Origin of the sequence: Psychrobacillus sp. OK032 (assembly GCF_900111345.1) — a bacterium.
Taxonomy (GTDB): domain Bacteria; phylum Bacillota; class Bacilli; order Bacillales_A; family Planococcaceae; genus Psychrobacillus.
On record NZ_FOGY01000003.1, the window covers coordinates 50,564 to 75,014 of the forward strand.

23 protein-coding genes and 1 pseudogene are annotated in these 24,451 nt (G+C 36.9%); 10 read left to right on the top strand and 14 right to left on the bottom strand.

The window, feature by feature from the left end:
* Nucleotides 1-16 precede the first annotated feature (16 nt).
* Nucleotides 17-1,021 (top strand): LLM class flavin-dependent oxidoreductase, encoded by a 1,005-nt coding sequence (locus BMZ04_RS07200; RefSeq protein ID WP_093267265.1) that lies wholly within the window; start codon nucleotides 17-19, stop codon nucleotides 1,019-1,021.
* Here the strand turns inward: BMZ04_RS07200 and BMZ04_RS07205 are convergent.
* The 5 genes from BMZ04_RS07205 to BMZ04_RS07225 all read right to left on the bottom strand — a co-directional run bounded on the left by BMZ04_RS07205 (nucleotide 1,018) and on the right by BMZ04_RS07225 (nucleotide 6,069).
* Complete coding sequence (locus tag BMZ04_RS07205; RefSeq protein WP_093268061.1) at nucleotides 1,018-1,386, bottom strand: hypothetical protein; 369 nt, start codon at nucleotides 1,384-1,386, stop codon at nucleotides 1,018-1,020. The two genes, BMZ04_RS07200 and BMZ04_RS07205, sit on opposite strands and share 4 nt — an antisense overlap.
* A gap of 144 nt (nucleotides 1,387-1,530) precedes the next feature.
* Nucleotides 1,531-3,393: an ABC transporter ATP-binding protein gene (locus BMZ04_RS07210; protein WP_093267266.1), complete on the bottom strand. Its 1,863-nt coding sequence runs from the start codon at nucleotides 3,391-3,393 to the stop codon at nucleotides 1,531-1,533.
* Nucleotides 3,390-5,114, bottom strand: a complete 1,725-nt coding sequence (locus tag BMZ04_RS07215) for an ABC transporter ATP-binding protein (RefSeq protein WP_093267267.1) — start codon at nucleotides 5,112-5,114, stop codon at nucleotides 3,390-3,392. The genes BMZ04_RS07210 and BMZ04_RS07215 overlap by 4 nt, the downstream gene beginning before the upstream one ends.
* Nucleotides 5,107-5,520: a MarR family winged helix-turn-helix transcriptional regulator gene (locus BMZ04_RS07220; protein ID WP_255367839.1), complete on the bottom strand. Its 414-nt coding sequence runs from the start codon at nucleotides 5,518-5,520 to the stop codon at nucleotides 5,107-5,109. Before BMZ04_RS07220 ends, BMZ04_RS07215 begins: the two co-directional genes overlap by 8 nt.
* Before the next feature lie 246 nt (nucleotides 5,521-5,766).
* Complete coding sequence (locus BMZ04_RS07225; RefSeq protein WP_093267269.1) at nucleotides 5,767-6,069, bottom strand: YunC family protein; 303 nt, start codon at nucleotides 6,067-6,069, stop codon at nucleotides 5,767-5,769.
* 115 nt (nucleotides 6,070-6,184) lie between these two features.
* Here BMZ04_RS07225 and cax point away from each other — a divergent pair, with 115 nt between their 5' ends.
* The 3 genes from cax to BMZ04_RS07240 all read left to right on the top strand — a co-directional run bounded on the left by cax (nucleotide 6,185) and on the right by BMZ04_RS07240 (nucleotide 10,467).
* On the top strand, nucleotides 6,185-7,243 hold the full coding sequence (gene cax, locus BMZ04_RS07230; protein WP_093267271.1) for a calcium/proton exchanger: 1,059 nt from the start codon (nucleotides 6,185-6,187) through the stop codon (nucleotides 7,241-7,243).
* An 82-nt stretch (nucleotides 7,244-7,325) separates the two neighbouring features.
* Nucleotides 7,326-8,264, top strand: coding sequence for an MBL fold metallo-hydrolase (locus tag BMZ04_RS07235; protein ID WP_093267273.1), 939 nt, complete (start codon nucleotides 7,326-7,328; stop codon nucleotides 8,262-8,264).
* A 163-nt stretch (nucleotides 8,265-8,427) separates the two neighbouring features.
* Nucleotides 8,428-10,467 (top strand): Na+/H+ antiporter, encoded by a 2,040-nt coding sequence (locus tag BMZ04_RS07240; RefSeq protein WP_093267276.1) that lies wholly within the window; start codon nucleotides 8,428-8,430, stop codon nucleotides 10,465-10,467.
* A gap of 94 nt (nucleotides 10,468-10,561) precedes the next feature.
* Here the strand turns inward: BMZ04_RS07240 and BMZ04_RS07245 are convergent, their stop codons facing one another.
* A complete protein-coding gene (locus BMZ04_RS07245; protein ID WP_369802636.1) occupies nucleotides 10,562-12,376 on the bottom strand; it encodes a sulfatase-like hydrolase/transferase in 1,815 nt (604 codons plus the stop codon).
* Between the two features lie 170 nt (nucleotides 12,377-12,546).
* Between BMZ04_RS07245 and BMZ04_RS07250 the strand changes: the two genes are divergently transcribed.
* The 4 genes from BMZ04_RS07250 to BMZ04_RS07265 all read left to right on the top strand — a co-directional run bounded on the left by BMZ04_RS07250 (nucleotide 12,547) and on the right by BMZ04_RS07265 (nucleotide 16,841).
* A complete protein-coding gene (locus BMZ04_RS07250; protein WP_093267279.1) occupies nucleotides 12,547-13,629 on the top strand; it encodes a hypothetical protein in 1,083 nt (360 codons plus the stop codon).
* Between the two features lie 3 nt (nucleotides 13,630-13,632).
* Nucleotides 13,633-14,859 carry an amidohydrolase family protein gene (locus BMZ04_RS07255; protein WP_093267282.1) on the top strand — a complete coding sequence of 409 codons (1,227 nt, stop codon included), beginning with the start codon at nucleotides 13,633-13,635 and terminating at the stop codon, nucleotides 14,857-14,859.
* Between the two features lie 840 nt (nucleotides 14,860-15,699).
* The gene (locus tag BMZ04_RS07260) at nucleotides 15,700-16,494 is read left to right on the top strand and encodes a VLRF1 family aeRF1-type release factor (RefSeq protein ID WP_093267285.1); all 795 of its coding nucleotides are present in this window, start codon (nucleotides 15,700-15,702) and stop codon (nucleotides 16,492-16,494) included.
* Nucleotides 16,495-16,631: 137 nt separating this feature from the next.
* Complete coding sequence (locus BMZ04_RS07265; RefSeq protein ID WP_093267288.1) at nucleotides 16,632-16,841, top strand: alpha/beta-type small acid-soluble spore protein; 210 nt, start codon at nucleotides 16,632-16,634, stop codon at nucleotides 16,839-16,841.
* A gap of 225 nt (nucleotides 16,842-17,066) precedes the next feature.
* On the opposite strand, the gene BMZ04_RS07270 is transcribed toward BMZ04_RS07265, so the two are convergent.
* The 5 genes and pseudogenes from BMZ04_RS07270 to BMZ04_RS07285 all read right to left on the bottom strand — a co-directional run.
* Nucleotides 17,067-17,357 carry a YxcD family protein gene (locus BMZ04_RS07270; protein WP_093267291.1) on the bottom strand — a complete coding sequence of 97 codons (291 nt, stop codon included), beginning with the start codon at nucleotides 17,355-17,357 and terminating at the stop codon, nucleotides 17,067-17,069.
* Complete coding sequence (locus tag BMZ04_RS07275) at nucleotides 17,345-17,791, bottom strand: hypothetical protein (protein ID WP_093267294.1); 447 nt, start codon at nucleotides 17,789-17,791, stop codon at nucleotides 17,345-17,347. The genes BMZ04_RS07270 and BMZ04_RS07275 overlap by 13 nt, the downstream gene beginning before the upstream one ends.
* A 417-nt stretch (nucleotides 17,792-18,208) precedes the next feature.
* Nucleotides 18,209-18,337, bottom strand: coding sequence for a sporulation histidine kinase inhibitor Sda (locus tag BMZ04_RS07280; RefSeq protein WP_093267297.1), 129 nt, complete (start codon nucleotides 18,335-18,337; stop codon nucleotides 18,209-18,211).
* 804 nt (nucleotides 18,338-19,141) lie between these two features.
* Nucleotides 19,142-19,315, bottom strand: a complete 174-nt coding sequence (locus BMZ04_RS22295) for a hypothetical protein (protein WP_177184367.1) — start codon at nucleotides 19,313-19,315, stop codon at nucleotides 19,142-19,144.
* 93 nt (nucleotides 19,316-19,408) lie between these two features.
* Nucleotides 19,409-20,046: pseudogene (locus BMZ04_RS07285) on the bottom strand (aromatic amino acid lyase); the annotation flags it as partial.
* Nucleotides 20,047-20,152: 106 nt separating this feature from the next.
* On the opposite strand from BMZ04_RS07285, the gene BMZ04_RS07290 reads away from it, so the two are divergent.
* The gene (locus BMZ04_RS07290; protein ID WP_093267300.1) at nucleotides 20,153-21,034 is read left to right on the top strand and encodes a DUF4349 domain-containing protein; all 882 of its coding nucleotides are present in this window, start codon (nucleotides 20,153-20,155) and stop codon (nucleotides 21,032-21,034) included.
* A 333-nt stretch (nucleotides 21,035-21,367) separates the two neighbouring features.
* Here BMZ04_RS07290 and BMZ04_RS07295 read toward each other — a convergent pair whose 3' ends face one another.
* Both BMZ04_RS07295 and BMZ04_RS07300 read right to left on the bottom strand, forming a co-directional pair.
* Nucleotides 21,368-22,072, bottom strand: a complete 705-nt coding sequence (locus tag BMZ04_RS07295) for a YwaF family protein (protein WP_255367841.1) — start codon at nucleotides 22,070-22,072, stop codon at nucleotides 21,368-21,370.
* A gap of 28 nt (nucleotides 22,073-22,100) precedes the next feature.
* Entirely contained in the window at nucleotides 22,101-22,436 is a 336-nt protein-coding gene (locus BMZ04_RS07300) for a L,D-transpeptidase (protein WP_093267303.1), read from the bottom strand.
* A 587-nt stretch (nucleotides 22,437-23,023) separates the two neighbouring features.
* Between BMZ04_RS07300 and BMZ04_RS07305 the strand changes: the two genes are divergently transcribed.
* Complete coding sequence (locus tag BMZ04_RS07305; RefSeq protein ID WP_369802645.1) at nucleotides 23,024-24,196, top strand: MFS transporter; 1,173 nt, start codon at nucleotides 23,024-23,026, stop codon at nucleotides 24,194-24,196.
* A gap of 16 nt (nucleotides 24,197-24,212) precedes the next feature.
* Here the strand turns inward: BMZ04_RS07305 and BMZ04_RS22300 are convergent, their stop codons facing one another.
* The gene (locus tag BMZ04_RS22300; protein ID WP_177184368.1) at nucleotides 24,213-24,353 is read right to left on the bottom strand and encodes a hypothetical protein; all 141 of its coding nucleotides are present in this window, start codon (nucleotides 24,351-24,353) and stop codon (nucleotides 24,213-24,215) included.
* Between the last annotated feature and the right edge of the window lie 98 nt (nucleotides 24,354-24,451).

Genomic DNA, 24,451 nt, shown 5'->3' on the forward strand with positions numbered 1-24,451 from the left:
AAGGAGAGGTGAGGAAGTGAAGTTAAGTATATTGGATCAATCCCCGATTTCCTCCAATCAAACCGCGAAAGGGGCATTAAATGCATCGATGGAGTTAGCGAAACTTGGGGAATTGTTAGGTTTTACTCGTTACTGGATTACGGAACACCATGATTTAACAGGGCTCGCAAGTTCTGCTCCTGAAGTGATGTTAGGTTACATTGGAGCGAATACAAATACTATTCGTATTGGCTCGGGGGCTGTTTTGTTGCCCCATTATAAGCCATTTAAAGTAGCAGAAGTATATAATACGCTTGCTACTTTATTTCCTAATCGAGTTGATGTTGGTTTAGGTCGTGCACCAGGCGGATCTGCGGAGGCTACGAATGCTTTGTCGGATAATTTCCTCCAAAATGTATATAAAATGCCTAATTTAGTGAAAGAGTTTCTTCATTTTCTATATGGTGATTTTCCTTCTGACCATGAATTTTCGAAAATTTCTGCTTCACCAGTTCCAGAAGTGTCACCAGTACCATGGCTTCTTGGGACGAGTAAAAAAAGTGCTCTGCTTGCTGCGGAAAATGGACTGTCCTATGCATTCGGTCACTTTATGAGTGAAGAGGATGGGATAGCTATAATACAGCAGTATTTAGATAATTTTATACCGCGAAAACAAGGTCAAAAACCTGAAGTAATTGTAACGGTTTCAGTTATTTGTGCAGAAACGACAGAAATGGCGAAGGAGGTAGCTAAAAGTACGCTCATTTGGGCATTACAAAGGGCTAAGGGGGAAGGAGAGCAAGGAGTTCCTTCTATAAAAGAGGCGCAACAATACATATTAGATAACATGGAAAAAGAAACATTGGAAAGTATGAAAAAGAAGCTAATAATCGGTAATCCCTCTGAAATAAAAGAGAAGCTAATCGAATTGCAAACTAACTATAAAGCAGATGAAATTATGTTGAATACAGTAACCTATTCACCGGAAGATCGGTTTAATTCCTATAGACTAATTGCAACAGAAATGCTGAAAAGTTCTTAAAGAACTTCGATTTCTTTAAGAACCGTGTTTACGTTATTTTCTTTTAACTTCTCCGTTATTTCTTCTATTAAATGTTGGATAAATTCTTCTTCCTCAAAGTTTTCTGTGTCTATTTCAAATTTGTCTAATTCAATTTGTACATCTGTACTAATATCAGAATCTACTTCTACTAACTCAGTGAAGAAAATCCAATATCTGTTTTCTTCAAAAAGTTTTCCGTTAATATGGATGATTGTGGAAGACACTTTAGAGGATGGAACGGAATAGTTATTTTTTATACGAATAAAAGTCTCATCATTGTTTGCAGTAAATATCATTTCTTGATAACCAATATCAAATGCTTTTTTGAATTCTACTTTAGTCAACATAATCCCTCCGCTCCTAATTTAGTAATCTATATAGTTAGTATATAAATAGAGAGGGTAGATTATGACGGACCATAAATAATATTAGAAAAAGAGAGCCAGCAAGAAATCGTTCGGCTGACTCTCTTTTTTTAGATCTAATGTTTAAATAGCCTTTTTAGTAGAAAACTGGCTATTATATAAATCTGCGTAAAAGCCATTTTCATTGATAAGCTCCTCATGTGAACCTTGTTCAATTACCTTTCCTTGATTCATCACCAATATTAAATCAGCATCTCTAATAGTAGAAAGACGATGGGCGATAACAAAGCTCGTTCTTCCTTCCATTAAGCGATTCATCGCTTGTTGGATAAGTAGTTCCGTTCGCGTATCTACACTCGATGTTGCTTCATCTAAAATCATAATAGGTGGATTTGCAAGAACAGCGCGAGCGATTGTTAATAATTGTTTTTGCCCTTGCGAAATATTCGATGCTTCCTCATTTAAAACAGTGTCATATCCATCCGGTAAAGTACGGATAAAATGGTCTGCGTGTGCCGTTTCAGCCGCCGCGTAGATTTCTTCATCTGTTGCACCATCTTTTCCGAATGCAATATTGTCCTTAATCGTTCCATTAAAGAGCCACGTATCTTGAAGTACCATGCCGAATGTTGTACGGAGATCCGTTCGCGACATTTTTCTAGTATTGTGTCCATCAATGGTGATTTTCCCATTGTTTAATTCATAAAATCTCATCAATAAATTAATCAATGTTGTTTTGCCAGCCCCGGTTGGTCCAACAATCGCTACCGTTTGACCTGGAAATACATCGATATTCATATTTTCAATTAATAGTTCATCTCCGTAACCAAAGTCCACACGTTCAAATGTAACTGCACCTTTTGCTTTAGATAAACTTTCTATTGTTACTTCTTTTTCTTCCTCTTCTTCGTCCAGTAATTCAAAAACCCGTTCCGCTGCTGCAATTGTTGACTGGATGATGTTGGCGATATTTGCTGTTTGCATGACTGGCTGTGTGAACTGACGAGTATAAGTAATAAAGGCCTGAATATCACCGATAGAAATGGCACGTTGGGTAACTAATATTCCTCCGACAACGCTAATTACAACATAGCTTAAATTACCGATAAAAGACATCATCGGCATAATAATACCGGATATAAATTGTGCTCTACGACCAGCATCATATAGTTGTTCATTCACTTCATCGAACTCAGCCACCGCTTTTTTCTCGTGGCCGAACACTTTAACTACTTGGTGTCCAGTATACATTTCTTCGATGTGCCCGTTCAATTGCCCAAGTGTTCGTTGTTGATCTGCAAAATGCTTTTGTGATCTTTTTAAAATTGGTTGAATGACGAACATCGATACCGGTAAACTTACAATGGAAATTAACGTTAATAATGGGCTAATCGTTAACATCATAATGATAATACCTACGATTGTTACCACCGAGGTAATAAATTGGGTTAAGCTTTGCTGAAGTGTATTTCCGATTGTATCGAGATCATTTGTAACACGGCTTAACGTTTCCCCGTTTGGTCGACCATCATAATATTTAAGGGGAAGCTTTTCTAGTTTGCCGTTTACTTCTTCTCGTAAATCATACACGGTTTTTTGTGCGACGCTCGACATAATATATTGCTGAATATAGGCAAATAAGCTACTGATTGCATACAAAGCTGCTAGTAGAAGGAGGAGTTTCCCAATTGCATCAAAATCAATTGCTGCTCCCGGAACACCAGTCATTTTAGCGTATGCTCCTTCGAATAGTTCTGTAATTGCGTTCCCCATAATTTTAGGACCGACAATAGCGAATACGGTACTTAAAATAGCCGCGATAAATACTGCGATTAATTGATTGCTGCGAGGTTTCAAGTAAGTTAGAAGGCGTCGTAAAGTACCTTTAAAGTTTTTTGCTTTTTGTCCGCTCATCATCATCATGTTTCCTCCACCGGCTCCTACTGGGTGTCCGCCTTGAGACTGCGACTTTTTTTGCTTACTCATGCGATTTCCTCCTCTGAGAGCTGAGATTCAACAATTTCACGGTACACATCATTATTTTCTAAGAGCTCTTTATGCGTACCAATTCCTGCAATTTGACCTTTATCTAATACAATAATTTGATGTGCATCTGCTACGGTACTAACCCGTTGTGCAACAATGATAGTAGTTGCATTTTGTGTTTCGTCTTTTAGTGCCTCACGTAAGTTTGCGTCTGTTTTGAAATCGAGTGCTGAAAAACTATCATCGAAAATGTAAATATCCGGTTTTCGAACGAGCGCCCTTGCAATCGAAAGACGTTGTTTTTGTCCTCCAGATACATTCGAACCACCTTGTAAAATAACGGAATTATATCCTTCATCCATTTTGCTTATAAAATCTTCTGCTTGAGCAATGTGCGCTGCATGTTTTATTTCTTCTTCAGTTGCTTCTTGTTTTCCAAAACGAATATTTTCTTTGATTGTTCCAGAAAAGAGAAGAGCTTTTTGGGGGACAAATCCGATTTTGGAGCGAACCTCGTCTTGAGAAGATTCACGAATATCGACGCCATTTACACGAATCGTTCCACTTGTGACCTCATAAAAACGAGGAATCAAGTTCACAAGTGTTGATTTACCAGCGCCTGTTCCGCCGATAATTGCCGTAATTTCCCCAGACTTTGCTTGAAATGTAATATTAGATAATGCGGACTCTTCCGCTCCTGGGTAGCTAAAAAATACATGATCAAATTCAAGTGTTCCCCGTTCTTTATTTGCTAATTTTGTTCCTTCGTTTAAAAATGTTGGTTTTGTGTTCAGTACTTCATTAATCCGGTTTGCGGAGACTGCCGCACGGGGTACCATTATGAACATCATAGAAGCCATTACAAGCGCGAACATAATTTGCATAACGTATTGGATAAATGCCATTAAATCCCCGATTTGCATAGATCCTCCGTTAATGCGAATTCCACCAAACCAAATGATTAATACTACGGTGATGTTCATGACCAACATCATAACGGGCATTAAAAACGCCATTACCTTGTTTACTTTAATAGAAATATCAGTTAAATCTTTGTTTGCTTTTTGAAGCCGAACTTTCTCTTGTTTTTCCCGATTAAAAGCACGGATAACGCGAATTCCGGTTAAATTTTCACGCAATACAAGGTTTAACTGGTCTAATTTTGTTTGTACTGTTTTGAAAAGTGGTACACCTTTATACATGATTAATAACACAGCCCCAACTAACACAGGCATTGTAAGTACAATGACAAGCGATAATTTAGCATCTTTTGATACTGCCATAATAATCCCACCAACCAACATGATAGGAGCGCTAACGACCATACGTAGCATCATGATGACCACTTGTTGCACTTGTGTTATATCATTGGTCGTTCTTGTAATAAGCGATGCTGTGCCAAACTCATCGAAATCTTGAATGGAAAATTGCTCTACATGTTTGAACACTTTACGGCGAATATCCCTACCAAACCCCATTGCTGCTTTAGAGGAGTAGAAGCTTGCTATAATTGATGCGACTGCTCCAAACGCCGCAACTAAAAGCATTATTCCTCCGATTTTCCAAATATAAGCTGTATCGCCAACTACTACTCCTTTATCGATAATATCTGCCATAAGAGTTGGTAAATAAAGGTCAGCCATTGATTGGATAAAAACTAATCCTAACACCGAGAGAACAATCCACTTATACACCGTTAAGTTTTTCATGAGTTTAATCATTTTGGTTGTTCTCCTTTGAAATGGTTTCGTTTTCTAAAAAATCAGCGATATGAAGCAGTGTGGCTTGAAATTCCTTGAACTGTTTTTCAGTAAGTGTGTCCATAATGGATTCGATTGTACAATGAATGCTTCCTTTTTGTTGACTTATTTTTTCAAACAAGCTGTTTCCTTTTTCACTGAGTATTAATTGCATTTCTCTTCGATTGTCAGGAACAGGCTGTCTAAGGAGCCATTCGGTTTGTACAAGTCCATCGACTGCCGTACTTAATGTACTTTTTGGAATTTGCAATACTTCACCTAATTGCTTTTGCGTCATTTCTTTTTTGGGTGCAATGGTCATTAGGACTGAATATTGTGGGATAGATAAATCATTTTCTAGTGCGGTCTTATGTATAAAGCGCATCATGTTTCTATTCACACGCCAAAAGGTATGCAAGAATTTTGTAGATCTACTATCAGGGTGATTGTTACAATTCACTGTTATCACTCCGTTCTTTTTTGTATTGTTCATTTGTGAACAGTTCTTTTATATTTTATTAATTTACTCTTTATTTCGAGGGGAGTCAACTAGAATGGAAAGGGGTTTTTCAAGAAATTATTGGACATAAAAAAGAGCTAGCCATATAAAAATGGCTAGCTCGTTAGTTTTAGATTAAATCATTTTCAATAGCGCTTCTCTACCAATCATACCTGTTGTGATGCCAAGTTCTTCTGCTTCAAAAGTGATGGATTCTAAAGGTGCATCAAGCAGTTGGCCAATTGTTTTTACTCCTACAGCTCTTCCTGCAATTACTTTTCTGTCTTTTAGTTTTTCGTTCAACAGTGCAACATCAAGTGCACCACACATGATATACCCTTTATCATTCGATACAACAAGTAAATTGGTTTTTGGCAACTCGACAGAAATCGATAAAAATGTATGTCCATCAATATTGATAGGTTCCATATTAATCATTAAAATTAATCACTCCTTTTCATCTCCTTATAAGTTATGTAAGTGAATGGAAAAGGGTTTCTTCTTTTTATATTAGGGAAAGATAAGTTAGAAATGCATTAAGTTGAAGAGGTGTTTGTTAGTGAATAAATTATTTGCCGTTTTTGTCTTTGTAGGTGTTCCATTCGTTCTTATAGGAGCTTTTTTAAATTGGCCCAAGATGATTATGTTCTTTCTGTGTTGTGTAGGTATTATTGGGCTTTCGGGATATATAGGCCGAGCAACAGAAAGTTTAGCAATCGTAAGTGGCCCAAGAGTTGGAGGCCTGTTAAACGCAACTTTTGGTAATGCGGTCGAACTTATCATTTCCATATTCACATTAAAGGCTGGAATGGTTGGGATTGTTTTGGCATCGCTAACCGGATCAGTTCTCGGTAACTTGTTGCTTGTACTTGGATTATCGTTTTTTGCTGGCGGTATTAAGTTTAAACGTCAGAAATTTAGTATGCATAGCGCAAGATACAATTCGGGATTACTTATTTTCGCTGTAATTGTGGCATTTGTTATTCCGGAAGTTTTCTCAATGACAATGAATCCTGAAAAAACATTAAACTTAAGTATTGGTATTGCCATTATTTTAATCGCGCTTTATCTTGCAGGATTATTTTTCAAACTCGTCACACATCGGGGAGTGTTCTCATCTACTGATGAACCGGAAACGGAACCAGAAGTACCAGAATGGACAAAAGGTAAATCGATTTTAATTCTTCTATTGGCAACAGTAGTAGTCGCTTTTGTGTCGGAGCAATTAGTTCATACATTTGAAATGCTTGGGGCAAAGTTTGGTTGGACCGAATTGTTCATAGGTGTCATTATCGTAGCGATTGTTGGAAATGCAGCAGAGCATGTTTCTGCTATTACAATGGCCGTTAAAAACAAAATGGAAGTATCTGTTGAAATAGCGGTTGGTTCTACGCTGCAAGTTGCTATGTTTGTAGCACCGGTACTTGTGCTTGTATCTCTGTTCATGCCTCAAACGATGGCACTAGTTTTTACATGGCCAGAGCTTGTCGCAATGGTTACAGCCGCACTTTTAGTTATTAATGTTTCCAGTGATGGTGAATCAAATTGGTTTGAAGGGCTTCTGCTTTTTGCAGCATATATAATAATGGGTATTGGTTTTTATCTTCTTTAACTTTGCAAAAAGAAAATGATAAGATAGTAAGTATATATGACAGAAAATTCAGTAGAGAAAAATTACTTAGGGGGAATACGTAGTGCAACAATCGAAACCGATTCAATTAAACGAAAGAATCCATCTAATTGATGGGCATGATTTAGGGATCACAGAGCGGACAGGCATATATGTTATACAAGAAGAGGAACTAACAATTGTAGAAACGAGTGCAAGCCCGTCTATAAAGTATGTAAAAGAAGGGTTAAAGGCATTAGGAATATCTTTGGATGAAGTCAAATATATAATTGTCACACATATCCATCTTGATCACGCTGGGGGAGCTGGATTACTCATTCAAGAATGCCCGAATGCAAAAGTAGTCGTACATCCAAAAGGTGCTAGGCATTTAGCGGATCCATCGAGACTTATAGCGGGTGCGAAGGCAGTATATGGCGAAAAGTTTTCTAGTTTATTTGAACCGATACTTCCTATAGCAGAAGATCGGCTAATTGTTAAAGGTGAAGGGGATATATTGAAAATTGGACCAAATTGTCAATTGGAATTTTTAGATACACCTGGTCATGCCAATCACCATTTCAGTATTTATGATCCGATTAGTAACGGCATGTTCACTGGAGACACAGTTGGTGTACGTTATGAGCAGTTGATTCCAGATGATGTTCATTTATTTCTGCCTTCCACTTCACCAAATCAGTTTGACCCCGATGCGATGCAAAGAGCGGTTGATCGTATGCAAAACATGGAGCTCGATTCCATCTACTTTGGGCATTTTGGTATGACTAATGCACCGGATGAAGTATATCGTCAAGTTTCTAGCTGGTTAAAAGTTTATGTAAACGAAGCGAAAACAGTCTATGCAGAACAAAAAGGGTACGAAGTTCTTGCTGAGCGTTTAGGAAGTTTAGTAAGGGAGCATCTAAGAGGGCTAGGTATTCCAGATGATCATGAGGTGTATAGCATTTTACAGTTAGATATAGAAGTTAGTGCTATGGGATTGTTGGACTACCTTTCCAAGTAATTCTTATAAAAGATCTACTTTCAAATAAGTACGATTTCTAGGAAGTCGTATTTATGGGAGAGTGGATTTTTTTATACTATTCCATACAAAATGGAAGTAATTTGTAGTATTTAACAAATCGGTTTACACTTATTAAATAGAACATCTAGAAAGGAGATACGTGATGGAGTTTTTATTGATTGTCCTACTCTTACTAGCAATAATTGGGCTTTCTAATTTTATCAATCATTTTATGCCATACATACCAGTCCCACTAATTCAAATTGCGCTTGGTGTATTGCTTGCAGCCTTGCCGGTAGGAATACATGTTCCGATGGAGCCAGAATTATTTTTTATTCTATTTATCGCTCCATTATTATTTTACGATGGAAAAAATGTGCCAAGGCAAGCCCTTTGGAAATTGAGGAAGCCTATTTTATTGCTAGCACTTGGACTCGTATTTTTAACGGTTATTGTTATTGGGTATTTAATCCATTGGTTAATACCTTCGATTCCGCTTTCTGCGTCTTTTGCACTCGCTGCGATTTTATCTCCAACCGATGTGGTGGCAGTCGGAGCTATTTCGAGTCGAGTTAAGATGCCAAAGACGATTATGCATGTGCTAGAAGGCGAGGGGCTAATGAATGATGCCTCTGGATTAGTTGCGTTTAAGTTTGCCGTAGCTGCAACGGTAACCGGTGTGTTTTCACTTGCAGAAGCAAGCTGGAGTTTCTTATTAATCGCGATTGGAGGATTTGTAGGTGGAGCAGTTCTTGCTTTCATCATTATTCGATTGAAAATATTCATCCGTCGATTAGGTATGGAAGATGTAACGCTTCATATGCTTATCCAATTATTAACTCCGTTTACCATTTTTTATGTCATAGAGCATTTTCATCTATCGGGAATTTTGTCTGTTGTAGCAGCTGGTATTGTCCATGCGATTTATCGGGACCGTGAGCAATCACCAAATGTGCAACTACAAGTTGTTTCGAAAAGTACTTGGACCATTCTTATTTTTATTTTGAATGGACTTGTATTTTTATTGCTAGGACTACAAATTCCTAGTGTTTCTCGAGAAATTTTTGAAAGTCCTTTGTTCAATAATTTTGAAGTAATCACGTATATTTTGATCATTACTGCTGCGCTTTTACTATTACGCTTTGTTTGGGTGTTTGCAGGATGGTGGGGAGGATGGCTGCTTAAAGCAGAACAATTGCCAAAACCATCGCTGCGATATATTAGCATTACGACCATTTCCGGTGTCCGCGGCGCTGTAACACTTGCTGGAGCTTTTACGATTCCTTACTTTTTAGCCAATGGCGATGTGTTTCCCGAGCGTTCATTAATCATTTTCATCGCAGCCGGTGTAATTTTGGTGACGCTTGTTTTAGCAAGTATTTTCCTACCTATTATTGCAAAAACAGAAAAAGGGAATACAGAAAATATGAGAGAGGAGATGGAAAGAAAAGCGATACTTCTCTCGATGGATGCTGCGATTAGAACGATGCGAGAACTAACTACCGACGAAAACAGAGGAGCAGCTGTTTCTATTATCTCGCATTACAATCAAGTTCGTAGTCATCTCGTTGATATAAGTGAGGAAGAAAGCGCTCGAAAGAAAGCGGTGGAAACTGAAACTCGTTTGAAAGCATTAGAAGTAGAAATTATTTATATTGAAAAGTTGCAATCAAATGAAGAGATTGATCGGGAGTCGCTATACTTATTAGAGGAGCATATCCACCGGATGCGTGTTGCGGTTACGAATCGCTTGCTATATAGAGGATTATTCGTAGGGACAATTGTAAAACGAGGAATATTGAATATAGCTAGCTTGTTCAAGTCACCAAAACATAACTCCATAAAAGCTCGTGTTGAAAAAACTAAAAAAGTGGCAATGCTTAAAATGGAAATGGCACAAGCGGCAATTTCATATTTAAGAGAAACAATGATTCCTGAAAATGAAGGGATTAACGAATCGATTATCGGAGAGTACAATGAAATGATCCAGAAGTTTAATTTAGTGCGTAAAGGTGCAGACTCAAGTGAATATATTCGAGAGCAGCGAGAGTTAAGAGACAAAGCCTTTCAAGCGGAGCGCGATGAGATTCAAAGTCTATACGAAACAGGTGAAGTTTCCATGGATATTATGAGGAAAATTCGCAGGCAGATTAATATTCGGGAAGCGTACTGGATGGAAGAAAACAGCGTGCAATCTCATTAAGAGGTGAAGAAAATCTCCATTGATGAAGGAATCTTAGTTTTCTTTTCATAAAACAACATACCGCCTTACTAATTAGTTTGGCGGTATGTTGTTTTTATTTGTTTTGGCAATTTGGCTGACCTGGTACTAGTCCGCTTGAAGGTCTTAGTCTCTTTTGCTGGCATTGTTCCTCTAATAATATGGTCATAAGTTTTTGAATATGTTTTGTTTCCTTACTTTCATTTGAAGGGTCGGATAAATTTTTTATTTCTAGCGGATCTTTCATCAGATTATATAATTCATATTGTTCTGGAATTGGTTGGGTTTTGGTTGTTATTTCAGAAACGGATATGCTTTGTGTCTCATCGATAGGTATTTGGCTCTTAATCTCGGTTGTTTGATCTTCTATTCCAGGGTTGCTCCAAAATTGTGGATTGTCAAAGTAACGAGAGAATTTCCATATTTCATACGTATTATCATTCCCGGTTATGAGACGGGCAATAACCGTTTCAAGATGGTTAGGCTGTGTCACGGATTGGTATGGCTGACCTGAAAAGCTGACTTGGTTCAAGCCTTTTGTAACATCGTCATCCGACATAAAATAGACAGGTTCATGCATTCGGTGAAAGTTATCTTTCTTGTATACAACGGGCGTAAGATCGCGTCCTACAAGTGGATGTACTTCGGTATGATCTTGTTGAAGTTCATTTGCTATTTTATCCACATTAATATTAGCAAGCCCAAGTAGTGTAGGAAGAATATCCACATGACTTGTTAACATATTCGCTTTTCTGCTTTCTGAAAATAACTTAGGACTATGAATGATAAAGGGTACATGAATCGTTTCTTCGTAGGCGTTATACCATTTTTGGAACAATCCTCCGTGTGCTCCTAACAAATCGCCGTGATCAGAAGTGAAGATAACGATTGTATTTTCGTAAAACTTGGATTGTTGTAATGCACTAAAAACTTTAGACATCTCACAATCCACTTGCTTGTGCAACGAAAAATAAAGTTGTCGATAAGCTAGTGTATCTCTAGTAGGCTGAAAGGTTTTTGGATAGGTTTCTTTATAGCTTTCTTGCGCAGTTGGTTTTGTAAGTAGCGACTCATTTGCAGTAGGGGCAGGTGGAATGAACGGAATAGATGGGTCTATTTCAAAGTTAAATAAGGGAGAAAACTCCGTAAGTTCTCCGTATAAAGCAATATCATGCGGATTAATAAAGGAAGAGACGATTAGCCATGGTTTAGCGTTTGCATTCGTACTGTTTTTTTCAAGTGAGGAGATGAGATTAACTACTTCTCTTGCGTATACTTCATCCCGTCCTTTCGTGCCAATTTGAGCAGAAGAAGCAGAATTCCTTGGATTTGTCCCATGTGGTTCTGGTCCCAACCAACCGGAAAAGCCAAATTCATCAAGGCGATTTGCTTCTAAATATAGTTCTTCTCTTTTAGTGTTAGGGACACCGGTTGCAGGATGATAACTAGGCATCGCATTCTGTGTTCCAGGTATTAATATATCTTGATGGGAAGCATGCCATTTTCCCTTCCAGAATGTGTCGTAGCCAGCTGCGCGAAAATAATCGCCGATAGTAGGCACAGTATTTGGATCTAGCCAAAAGATGTCTGGTTCAGATGCATTAGCAGCACCCCCAGTCGTTTTAGTTACACCATGAAGAGATGGGTACTGCCCTGTGTATAAAGTTGTTCTACTCGGAGAGCAGGCAGTACTTCCGATATAGTGATGAAGAAATTCCAAACCGTTCTTTCGCAATAATTCTTGTGTCTTTAAATTCTCTTTCCGCCATTTTTTAAGTGCATCATTTTCATAAACAGTTGGAAAGCGTTGCTCGTCTACTAGGAATATTAAAAAATTAGGTTTTCGTTCAAAGGAATTCATTTCTGACTGTTTGGCGTCTCCATATTCCACAATTTAACACCTCCATAAAACCCTATTCCTATATTTTACGTTTGAATTTATTAATTGTTTGGGAGTTTCATAGTTAAATATAAAAAAGGATGCTTATTCAATCGCATAGAGACAAACACACATATTTCTAATCGGACATAATGTATAGAAAGTGTGAGGAGGTTGTTCGGGTGGAGAAAAATAAAGAAAAGGACGCACGTTCGAAATGGCATCCGGTTGAGGTCATCGGGCTTCTGTTAGTATTTGCCTCGTTATTAATCCTATTATTCAATCCTAATTCACTCTCTGACTTTTTTAATGCGGTTATTGCTGAAGTAAAGCCTATTGTAGTGGATGTTTTTTTAACGAGTGAAATTGGAATTGCCATCATCATTAGTGTAATTTTTGGACGAATTATTGAACGCCTAGGGTTTACAGACGGTTTAATACGGATTTTCGTTCCTATTATGAAGTGGCTGAAGATAAATCCATCTGTTATTGTGCCAAGTGTTTACAATATTCTTGGTGACATTAACGCAGCAGGAAAAATTGCAGGACCAGTTCTTGTGAAGGCGAAAGCAACGAAAGCAGAACAAAAAATCGCAGTTGCAACAATGATACAATCCCCCCAATCGTTTGCAACATTAGTGCTAGGTCTTATTGCACTCTCAGTATTCAACATTAATGCATTTCCTCTTATAATTCTTTCTATTTTTCTTCCAATTGTTGTTGTCCCGTGGTTATTATCCGTCACTATTTACCGTGATACCAAAAAGGTTGATTTAGAAAGCCTACCGAGATTTACACCAAAAACAAAGTTTCTGGAAACAATTTTTTCCTCTGCAAAAGAAGGTGCAGAGCTGCTTTTTTTAATCATAATTCCTGCGGTTGCAGCTGTATTTTTCTTTATTGGAGCACTTAGATTCTTCGGAGCTTGGGATGTAATTGAATCAAGCTTATCCAGTGTTTTAACATTTTTGAGCATTGAACCCGCAACAGGTATTGTATCTATTCTTGCTGCCCCAACACTTGCTGTAGCCCAACTTGCTGAAATTTCAAGCTCAGTTGATCCTCGATTAATAGTTGGTTCCTTTGTTTTAGCAAATTCAGGTTTACCATTATCCGTAATTTTCGGTCAAATTCCAGCAACTTGGGCAGAAGTTTCAAACTTGAATGAAAGAGAAGCGTTAGTAGCATCGATTATCGGGCTGATTATTAGGATTGCGACTGCATGTTTACTTGCTTATTATTTAACGCCATTTTTGGTAGGATAAATTATGAGTATTTATATGATTCATGCAAAAAAAATCGTAACTGTTAGCCAAACTGGAACGATTGAAGATGGCGCTATGGTAATCGAAAATGAAAAAATTTTGGATGTAGGAACATGGGAAAGCCTTCGTAAACAATATTCAACTATACAAGTTATCGATTATACAAATGATGTAATAACCCCTTCTTTAGTCGATTGCCATACACATTTACTTGAATTTGCTCCAACTTCGCTTTACCCAGTTACTACTCACACGCATTTTCTAGTAGGAAAGGTGATTCTTTTTCATGCTTTATCCGCTGGAATTACAGCACTAGGAGAACAAATTTGCGGTCATCCACTTGGTGATTTTTCTATAGAAGATTATCGAAAAGCAGTTCATGGAATTCCACTAAATGTTTCCTTTGCAACAACTAGTATATCCATCGGCTTTGAAAAAATAGCTCATTTTACTTCTATTACTCAGTCAAAAGCGGTTCATAAAACGGATTTAGTACATCCATTCTTAGTTAGGCAAATTGCGAAAGAAAGTGATTATCCGGGTGAAAATATATTTATCAATGCAACACCAGCAAACTTCACGATAAATGAAGTACCAAAAGCTGGAGAAATAATTTATACAACAGAGGAAATGCTAGAGATTGTGGATATCTACCATCAATTAGGGAAGAAGATTGGTGCACATGTTGCTGGTAAAGATGGAATAGAGATGGCACTGGAAGCTAGTGTTGATGTTTTGCATCATGCACATGGCATTACAGATGAGCAAATAGAAAGAGCTTCCAATCTGGGTGTGCAAATAGTTGCAACACCCATGGGAGGAACGCATTTAACGCCAAATTCACCAGTAGACATACTAAAACTTATAAATAAGAGAATTCCGGTTTCGATTTCTACAGATGCATATTTGCCGCCATATCCAGGAGTGGCATGGCTACCGTATCAAGACCAATCCTTAAAAGGACCGGACCAATTAATGTTAATTGCCAATCCTTCCATGCAACTTTTAAAGGAAAACAATTATGATGAAAATGCAATTTTAGCTTTACTTACTAATAATCCAGCGACTATATTAGGCAAGGACCATCAATTTGGTCGTTTAGAAAAAGGCCTAGACGCCAATTTTTTAGTGGCAGAAGGTATTCCAGGATTGGAAATCACGGAAATAGAGAAAATAAAAAAAGTTTATTATCAAGGCAGAATGGTAATAGATCGACAATTAAATGACTAATTACTCAAATCACTATGAAATTAAAAAAAATATTTTTTGTATTAAACGTAATATTGGGATACTGCGTCGTAAGGAAGTTACCACCAGGATTTCCGCTTCAGGGCGGACGCTTTCCGCCGGGTGAGCGATGAACCATCGCCGACGCTAGCGCGTTCGCCTGCGATGTTTCATCTGTCTCACTCATCCGGCTGGAGTCGCCGCCCTTTCGCTCCAATCCATAAAATTTGCTAGCTAATCAGCGTAACTGGATGAGATGACAATGAAATACGAGGAGTAATTTCGAAAATAGTTGAAAGATAAAGCTCTTTCCTAATAAATGCTTCACTAATTGGGAGACAGTATTTTCTAATTAGCTTTAATAATTATTGCGTAGTGGATCTCGTAATTATCTCTCTAATACTGCAGACACCATCTTAGCAAGAAATTCTCATTGATTGAAGCGGAAGGAGGCGACTCCAGCGGGAATAGCAGATGTTTTTTTGCACCGAAAGCGAAGCGTCAGGTGCATGAGCTGAAAGCCCCGCAGGAGCATAGCGACGAGGAGATTGAAGCCATGCCCGCGGAAAGCGTCCACCTGCAGCGAAAATCATAGCGGTCACCTCATAGAGCTTTTTAATACGCATTACATCTATAATGTACATAAGGTTATTCTACCCAATTTACCGCTAGGAGCGAAAATAATATGGACAATTCCGATGTTGCGCAAACTATCCTATATAAGGGTAGTTTTTTTTTCTAAAAAAATGAAAATACACCTAAAACATAATACTTCGCTTGCGGATTTTCTAATCGATCGAGGGAAATGCTAAGCGTGTAAGAAAAAAGGAGGTTTTAGGATAAATGACGATTAATAAAGAACTTCAAGCTTTAAAAACGTATAGCTGTACAGATCGTTGTGTGTTAAGTATTTATCTAAATACAAATCCTGCAGACCCGGATACACTTAAAGGTGCTTGGAAAATTCATTTGAAAAGCGGCTTAAAACGAATAGGTGAATATTTAGAAGCATCAAATGATGAGCAGGAAATAAAAGCATTCGAACAAATCAAGAAGAAGGTAATAAATGAAATAGAAGAAAATGCTCATGATCTTCGTAAAGGAATTGTTATATTTGCTACTGCAAATGAAGATTTATGGTCTGTTTATTATGTGCAGGTGCCCGTGAAAACAAATTTTTACTGGGAAAACCATGCAATGACAGAACAATTAGAGTATATGTATAAAGCATATCCAGAAGCGGGAATAATCATGCCAAGCTTTGGAGAAGTCCGTATTTTGGATACTGCCATGGGATTCGTTAGAGATGATTTGACCTTTAAATTCGATCCAGTTTCGGAAGAGTGGAGAGAAAAGAAAAAAACTGATGCCAAGGGAAGACGGGCTATTGCGGACAGTAGGAAGTCCGTGTTAGAGCCGGGATACAAGGTAAATGCAACAACCTTCTTCAAAGGAATGAATACAACCATCGAACAATTAAGAAAAAAACGCGGTTGGCGAGAGTTTCATGTAGCGGGGGAAGCAGAAATGGCAAAAGCATTCACAGATTGCCTAAGGGATTTGCCAGCTAGCTGTATCCACAAAAACTTAAATAACAGTAAATCCAACGAAGTGGTTCATCAAATTTTTGAAAAGTAAACATTAAAATGAGAGCTAAGTAATTATTTTACTTAGCTCTCATTTTGAAAATAACTAATTAGCAAAATTCACCTATATGTTTTTTTGCATAATTGATTCATATTCGCACAATCTAACTTCACAAGGAGGTGAACAACATGGCTAACAACAACTCGAATCAACTTCTAGTACCAGGCGTACAACAAGCACTTGATCAAATGAAATATGAAATTGCACAAGAATTCGGTGTAAACCTTGGTGGCGATTCTACAGCGCGTGCTAACGGTTCCGTTGGCGGAGAAATTACTAAGCGTTTAGTAGCTCAAGCCCAATCACAAATGAGTGGACAACCAAACAACCAACAATAACAAATTAGGCCGGTGGCGAAATTGCCACCGGTTTTTTACGCTTTAGAGGATGAGAATATCATGTAGATAACTTTCTACAAGTAATTATTGTCAAGACTCGAGACACCTTAATATTGCGCACGGTAGCCCTGAGAACTGCCACTTGGGGAGTATACAGTCTGTTGCGACACGATGTCGCGAAATTAGACTGTACTCCACTAATATAGGTGCTTGCATTTTTGTTCCTTAATGCACCGCAGCAATTATGCCTTCCTCGTCATCTAGAATTAATTCGATTCCTGTTGAGTTAGGGTCAAGATTTAAAAATTCTTTGATTGTCATGCGCAGTGCTTCAATTAAATTTAATGTACTTAAAAATTGTTGTTGTCCTTTGACATACGCCTCCGCTGTAAATCCTGAATCGTCATCATACATAAGCTCAACTTCAACTTCTTCGGGTATTGTATTCTTTTGGCGAGCAATATATACACAAACGGCGTTAATGATGTTTTGTTCTGGGATTATTAACTTCTCCATGAGTTAGCATCCTCATTTTTCTTTTCTTTGAACATACGGAAGATTTTACGAATAACTACAACGATTAGAATAATCGCTGCGGCGTTAATAGCAAAGCCTAAAATAGATCCAAGCATGCCCATATTAGCGAACATACTACCGAATAACAATCCAGCAAGTCCGCCAACAAATAGGCCTTTCATGAGACCTCCAGATGTAAATCCGCCTTTATTGTTTGTATTTGTATTGGATTTGTTCGTTGCGGTTGTAGAATCTTCTTTTTTCTTTTCGATATTTGAATTATTGTTTCTTGTATTGTTATTTGTGTTGAAACTTTTCTTACCAGATTTATATTTTTTTGCTTCAGCTGTAATTGTATCATCGTTAAATACAAAGTTTCCGACAGATGAAAATACAAGGGTTGCTGTCAATAAAAATATTACCAATTTTTTCAATTTAGATAACCTCCATTAATAAAAACTATGTCCCAGTTCCATATATCATACAGTTTAACTCTATACTATTTACGAAACAATGAAAAGAAAGTTACACTTTATTTGTGGCTTATTTAACTAAGGTATGTAGAAAATATAAGTTATGCACAATTATGTGGATAACTTGTTAGTAACTTCATAAGTATGTATGATAAATAACTATTTTATTGATTTTTTAATGTGTATAACTTTATCCACAAGTACACAAGGAAAGAATAATGTCGAAAAGTTTTTGAAGAGAAACGGGAAGTAATGAATGTTAATTTAAAAAAACATAAAAAAAGACACCCTGTAAATTAAATGAATCATTAGGTGTCTTGTAGAAAAGATATTATGGGTTATTTTTCTCAATAGATTGGTTAAAACTGCTTGGAAATATTACGCATAAAGAATCAATGAGCGACGGCAAATTTCATTTTCCAAGAGAGATATAAAGTCAATAGAGAGCTTCATCTCTTTTGCTCGTTTATAAGATTCTAATAACAATTCATCTGACATTTTACTCATTCTAATAACACCTCCTGATTGTATTTCATCCACTAAAATCTATTGAGAAAAATAAAAATGAATGGTTTATGTCTATAATCTTAATCTAACAAAAAGCTAGGTCAAGAACAACCGTTCTCTTATCCACAGATAAAGGTGGATAACCTGTTAGCAATTGTTAATAAGTTTGCCTAAACAGTTGTAGAGCGGTTGGAATATTGTGAATAACTTTATCCACAAAAGTAAATAACTCGAATTTTGTCGAAACATTTTTATAGATCTGGCAAGATATTAGATTCTAAATTAACGTTATTGTGCATAAAATGTATATGTCGGTACAGATATTATCTTATTTACATAAGTCTCACTTATATTTATGAAAATTGATGTTAATGTGGGAGATTTATCCACAAGTAACTTGATATCTTTATTGTACTTACTGTGTATATCTTTGTTTTTCTCGGTCTTTATCTATTACCTCCTAATCAGAGTCTTCTACATTTTCTTTATCCACGTTCGTATCTCCTAGTTCATTATGGTTTTTTTCAACATCTACATTTAAATCTACATCTTCTTCCACAGGGGCATATAATTGTCATCTGATTGTCACAGCAAGCGGCTAGTAATCAGACTGAAAGAAAAGTTGCTACACCGATTTTCCGCCATTCATGACTTGTATAAAATTCATTGTCATTATAATTTCTTCCTAGTGCTATATACAAATGCTTCTTCCTATGTACTTCCCCGTACTTATTATGTTTTAAACCTTTTAAATAAAAGTTGAAGTTAAAAAGAAAAACCACCTGCGTTGGTGGTTTTTGCAGTTTATTCTCCGTCTTTATTTTCCTCTTCAATATCTTGTTCTATTTCTTCATCGATAGTGTCATCAACATCAGATTCATTTTCACCGTCACCACATGCTGCCAATAAACCTACTGAAAGAAACGTTGCTGCACCGATTTTCCACCATTTACGTTCTGCGATTGATTTCGTTGTCATATGAATTTCCTCCTAATTGTAGTTTCTTTTTGATTCTAAATATTAACTACCCCATCTTTCTATATAGGTAAACCTTTTTATTTTTAAGTATTCTTATTTTTTTTCAGTTTCTTCTTTTAGATAGACGTTTAGCTTTTCTATATCAGCATGAAAGATTCGATCTTCAGTGATAGATGGGATAAATTCTCTTATTTCCTGCCACTTTTTCAGGAGGGAAGGTGACATGAGGGTAACTCCTCGATATTCTGCTCCTTGCGTTGCACATAAAGCTTCAATCGCAAGTACCCTGCGTGAGTTTTAAATAATTTGTGCGGCATGTCTAGCACCGATTGTCCCCATGCTGACGTGGTCTTCTTGGTTTGCAGAGGAAGGGATAGAGTCAACAGAGGCAGGATGGGCAAGTGTTTTATTTTCCGACACTAGCTTGCTGCAGCGTATTGTAAAATCATTGCGCCTGATTGAAGCCCAGTTTGCGGGCTTAAAAAAGGCGGTAGTCCTTCGTTCAATTGAGGGTTTACCAGTCTTTCAATTCTTCTTTTAGAAACGTTTGCAAGCTCTGCAATCCCAATTTTCAAGAAATCCATTACAAAAGCAATCGGTTGACCGTGGAAGTTTCCGCCTGAAATAACGGCTTCTCCATTCTCAACTATTAAAGGATTATCTGTTGCAGCATTCATCCCAATTTCTAGTTTTTCTTTTACATAGTCTAATACTTGCCAACTAGCTCCATTGCTAATAGACTGTTTCGTTAGTGCTAAAAAATATAATTTTCAGACTCCTTGTAACTCTTCATTTAACAAACCGTCTGTTTATATATAGACAAGGGGGTAAGTAAAAATGAAAAAAATGTTTTTCTATTTTCTATTCCTCATACTTTTGGGTTTCCTCGTAGCTTGTAGTGCGGATGAAGAAAAATTGAGTGTATCTGAAATGGACAGAGCAAGTGATTCCGTCAGCTATGTAGAGAAAGAAGAAAGTGCAAAGGCGGAAGTAGAAGATAAAAGTGAAGAGCAACCTTCTGAGGCGATTGATGGACGTATGATTATTCATAATGCTATCATCCGAACGAATGTAAAAGAACTTGCAAAAGCGCAAAGTAATATCGAGCATAAGGTGAAGGAATATGGTGGCTACATTGTCGAATCGAATGTATACAAGGAAGATGATCAGACGAGTAATGGTCATATGATTGTACGAATACCAGAAAAGTATTTCGATACCTTTTTGTACGATGCAGAAGGCGAAGCGTCAAAAGTATTAGAGCGCAATGTTACTGGTCAAGACGTTACAGAGCAATATGTGGATTTAACGTCCCGGTTAAAATCAAAAAGAGTGGTGGAAGAACGTTTACTCACTTTTATGAAAGGAGCGGAGAAAACAGAGGATTTATTGAAAATTTCTTCTGATTTAGCTTCAGTACAGGAAGAGATTGAAGTGATTGTCGGTAAGATGAAATATCTTGAAAATCAGTCTTCCTTTTCAACAATAGAACTGGTGATGATTGAAAATCGAGTGATTATTCCCGGCATAGAAAATAATGATTTAAACACTTGGGAAAAGACGAAGAAACAGTTAGTTACAAGTACGAATGCTTTACTTGCTGCTGGCTCTGCTATAGTAGTATTTTTCATTGGTAATCTACCGGTCTTTCTAATATTAGGTGTAATTGCGTTTGCAGTGTTTTGGATTATCAAGAGAAGGAGACTTGAAAAAAGATAGTAGAAATATGTAAAAGCCAACTTTAGCAGCGAAGTTGGCTTTTCATTTGCTGTAGTAATTCCTTTGTCTTAGCTTTACTCGATTTGGCAATTGACATAATGGTTGAACCGATTATATCTACGTCCGAGGAGTTCCGTGGCGGTGATTACAAACTGAACACTAGGTTTTTCCTACTTCTAATCATACTAGGAGGAAAGGGAGATTATGAATAGATAATCCAATCTAACTTTATAGAAATAAGCTAATTTCGTAGAGTGATTTTTTCTGTATAGATAACTTTACTACATGAAAAGACCTGTCTATTTCTATAAAGATTTTTTCATTAATTCATGCTCATTTTTGGATTATACGTTTTCTGAAAATCAACCAAACAATAAGGAAGAGAAGAAATGCGACTACTTCCATTGATAATATATACCAAGGATACGGACCTAATAAATCTAGGAGACTACCATTAATAGGTTTCATCCTTAAAAACATATAGTTTCCCTGAACAAGAATATTAACAGCGAAAATGAAAGGAAATAACACATTTAAGGTGATCATCGTCTGGATGATCCCTTTAAAAGTCGGTCGATACTCCTTTACCCATAGAATATAAAAGGCTGTTAAAATAATACCGATGTGCACATAAAAAAATTGAAAGAACTTGAAATCAGGAAAGTTTACTATGATAGAAGGGGTGAGTACAGCTTGAAGAGCTTCTCCCATTCCGGCAAAAAACACAAAGTCATAGAAACGTTTGCTTCCAGTCCATAAGAGGATTATGGAACAAAATAACGTAAAACTGCATAGGTGAAGTGGTAAAGACTCGCTTAAACTCCATTTCCTCTCCTGTACTAATACAAGATGGTAGGAAATTTCCATAGCAAATAAAGAAACAGCAAAAATACGTTCGAAAAGATGCGAATTGTTAAAAGAAGGAACTAATACCTTTTTCAAAAGAAATAAGACCAATAAACAAATGAAAAGCATAGTAATCGCAACTAAATGTTCAGGTGAAAATAAGACGAACGCGTTCATAGTATTTTCCTTCACATTTTATTCCTCATTTCATCTTTGAATCCTATTTATGAATAAAAACATTGGTACTCGTTGGAACTATAGAAGAAAGTTCTAGGACGTCGGCATTATGCATCCGAATGCAGCCGTGCGAAACTTCCTTTCCGATGGATGATGGATCATTAGTGCCATGAATGCCATAATGCGGCTTGGATAAACCCATCCATAATGCACCAAAAGGTCGCTCCGGGTTAAGCTCCTTATTAATGATGATATAATTTCCTGTTGGCGTAGGAGTCAATATTTTACCAACTGCAATTGGATAAGTCTTTAATAATACGCTAGCATTATACAACTTTAATTTTCGTTTGCGAACTGATACATCAATCCAAAGGGTCATGAAATCCTCTCCTGAAAAACGACTTACAATATATATATGAGAGGATAGGTGGTCGTGACAGTTATTAGAGGTGTGTAACAAAACTGGTCCAATGTCCGAAGTAAAAAAAAGTCCCAGATGTATGTATTGGACAATCTGCTATCGCCATATATTTTTATTAATCAACTAAAGGAGTGAATGAATGGCAAAATCGAATTGTAAAAAATGTAATAAAACAGGAGCTGGTACTTGTAAATGTAAGTAAAAATGGATATATAATTCAATATCCATATTAAGCTTATATCAACATGAAAAAATTAGTTAATATCAACAAGCCATTCTCTTTACATAGAGAATGGCTTGTTTTAGTGGAAATGACATCAAATTAATGCTATTTTTCAGGAGTTTGTAAAAGGAACATTAAGCTTTTGTATATTTCATATGTATAAACTTAAATTCCATTGAGAAAGAAGAGAACCTCTTATAATATTAAATAGGTTAAAAGAGCTTGCATTTTTTATACCCAGAGAGGGGAATCCATTTTGGAGGAAACGTCATCTAGTAGCTTGTTTCGCAATCGATTTTTTCAAGCAATAATTGTATCGGGAATGTTTTTACAAATTGGTATATGGGTACGAAATTTTGCAGTTTTACTATTTGTGATGGAACAGACAAACGGAGACCCATTTGCAGTTTCCATGATCTCCGTAGCAGAATTTGCTCCTATATTTATTTTTTCGTTTATAGGAGGGACGTTCGCGGATCGTTGGCGACCAAAAAGAACAATGGTTTGGTGTGATATTTTAAGTGCAATTTCGGTATTTGCAGTACTCGTAACGCTCTTTGTAGGCACTTGGCAAATCGTATTTTTTGCCACATTGATATCTGCGATTTTATCACAATTTTCCCAGCCTTCAGGTATGAAGTTGTTTAAAATGCATATGCCTATGGATCAAATTCAAGCAGGTATGTCTGTCTATCAAACAGTTTTTGCAGTATTTATGGTACTTGGACCAATTTTGGGTACATTTGCATTTCAATCATTTGGAATCCATGTTTCTATTGCGATTACAGGAGCAGCTTTTCTATTATCGGCAGTAGCACTTGCTTTTCTACCTCCTGATGGAAAAATGGAAGAGGAAAGTCAAACAACTTCTATTTGGGAAGAAATGAAAAGCGGAGTTAGCTTTGTTTTAGCGAAGACAGAGTTGAAGTTACTTGGTCTTGCTTTTTTAGCAGCTGGACTTGGTCTAGGATTTATCCAACCACTATCTATTTTTCTTGTAACTGAACAGTTAGAATTACCAAAGGAAAATCTCCAATGGTTACTTACGACGAACGGGATAGGGATGATTTTAGGAGGAGCGGTCGTGATGACGCTTTTTAAGGGGGTAGCTCCCCAAAGGTTGCTCGTTTTTGGTATGCTTGTAAATAGCATTGGACTTGCTGTTATGGGGTTATCCACCAATTTATGGCTTACACTTATCGCAGAGTTTTTTAATGGACTTATGCTACCATTTATACAAATTGGTATTAATACAATGATTTTACAAAGAACGGAAAGTACTTTTATTGGCCGAGTGAATGGTATCTTAATGCCATTGTTTACGGGGTCTATGGTATTAACAATGAGTCTAGCGGGAATTTTGAAAGAGCAATTCTCTCTAACGGTAATTTTTGAAGGTGCAGCACTGTTATTCTTTATAGGAATGTTGTTCATCATGCCATTATACAATCAAAAAGTAACATCGAATCCTGAGGAACTTGCTGCAAAGAATTAATAACTGTTTGTTCAGTTTAATCTTTCGTCGAATAATAAAGTAAAAGGAACATCTCTCGAAAATGTCGAGGGATGTTTTCTTTTTGGATAAAATACATCGTAACAGCAAGAAGTCCGTGGTGAACAAATTCTTTAAATTTAATAACTCCGATAAGCATACGAAGTAGCTCTTCTCGTAAATAACTCGGGCTTGTGAATCGACCACTGTCATAACTTGGTACACAGTTCAGTTGGAATGACGATGCATATATCGTAT

Excerpts from the sequence above, each read along its gene's own strand:
- BMZ04_RS07305 (WP_369802645.1), top strand. The coding sequence starts at position 23,024 with ATGTTTTTACAAATTGGTATATGGGTACGAAATTTTGCAGTTTTACTA.
- BMZ04_RS22295 (WP_177184367.1), bottom strand. The coding sequence starts at position 19,315 with ATGACAACGAAATCAATCGCAGAACGTAAATGGTGGAAAATCGGTGCA.
- BMZ04_RS07300 (WP_093267303.1), bottom strand. The coding sequence starts at position 22,436 with ATGACCCTTTGGATTGATGTATCAGTTCGCAAACGAAAATTAAAGTTG.
- BMZ04_RS07255 (WP_093267282.1), top strand. The coding sequence starts at position 13,633 with ATGAGTATTTATATGATTCATGCAAAAAAAATCGTAACTGTTAGCCAA.
- BMZ04_RS07265 (WP_093267288.1), top strand. The coding sequence starts at position 16,632 with ATGGCTAACAACAACTCGAATCAACTTCTAGTACCAGGCGTACAACAA.
- BMZ04_RS07270 (WP_093267291.1), bottom strand. The coding sequence starts at position 17,357 with ATGGAGAAGTTAATAATCCCAGAACAAAACATCATTAACGCCGTTTGT.
- BMZ04_RS22300 (WP_177184368.1), bottom strand. The coding sequence starts at position 24,353 with ATGCTTATCGGAGTTATTAAATTTAAAGAATTTGTTCACCACGGACTT.
- BMZ04_RS07280 (WP_093267297.1), bottom strand. The coding sequence starts at position 18,337 with ATGAGTAAAATGTCAGATGAATTGTTATTAGAATCTTATAAACGAGCA.
- BMZ04_RS07220 (WP_255367839.1), bottom strand. The coding sequence starts at position 5,520 with ATGATGCGCTTTATACATAAGACCGCACTAGAAAATGATTTATCTATC.
- BMZ04_RS07260 (WP_093267285.1), top strand. The coding sequence starts at position 15,700 with ATGACGATTAATAAAGAACTTCAAGCTTTAAAAACGTATAGCTGTACA.
- BMZ04_RS07215 (WP_093267267.1), bottom strand. The coding sequence starts at position 5,114 with ATGATTAAACTCATGAAAAACTTAACGGTGTATAAGTGGATTGTTCTC.
- BMZ04_RS07225 (WP_093267269.1), bottom strand. The coding sequence starts at position 6,069 with ATGATTAATATGGAACCTATCAATATTGATGGACATACATTTTTATCG.
- BMZ04_RS07240 (WP_093267276.1), top strand. The coding sequence starts at position 8,428 with ATGGAGTTTTTATTGATTGTCCTACTCTTACTAGCAATAATTGGGCTT.
- BMZ04_RS07210 (WP_093267266.1), bottom strand. The coding sequence starts at position 3,393 with ATGAGTAAGCAAAAAAAGTCGCAGTCTCAAGGCGGACACCCAGTAGGA.
- BMZ04_RS07290 (WP_093267300.1), top strand. The coding sequence starts at position 20,153 with ATGAAAAAAATGTTTTTCTATTTTCTATTCCTCATACTTTTGGGTTTC.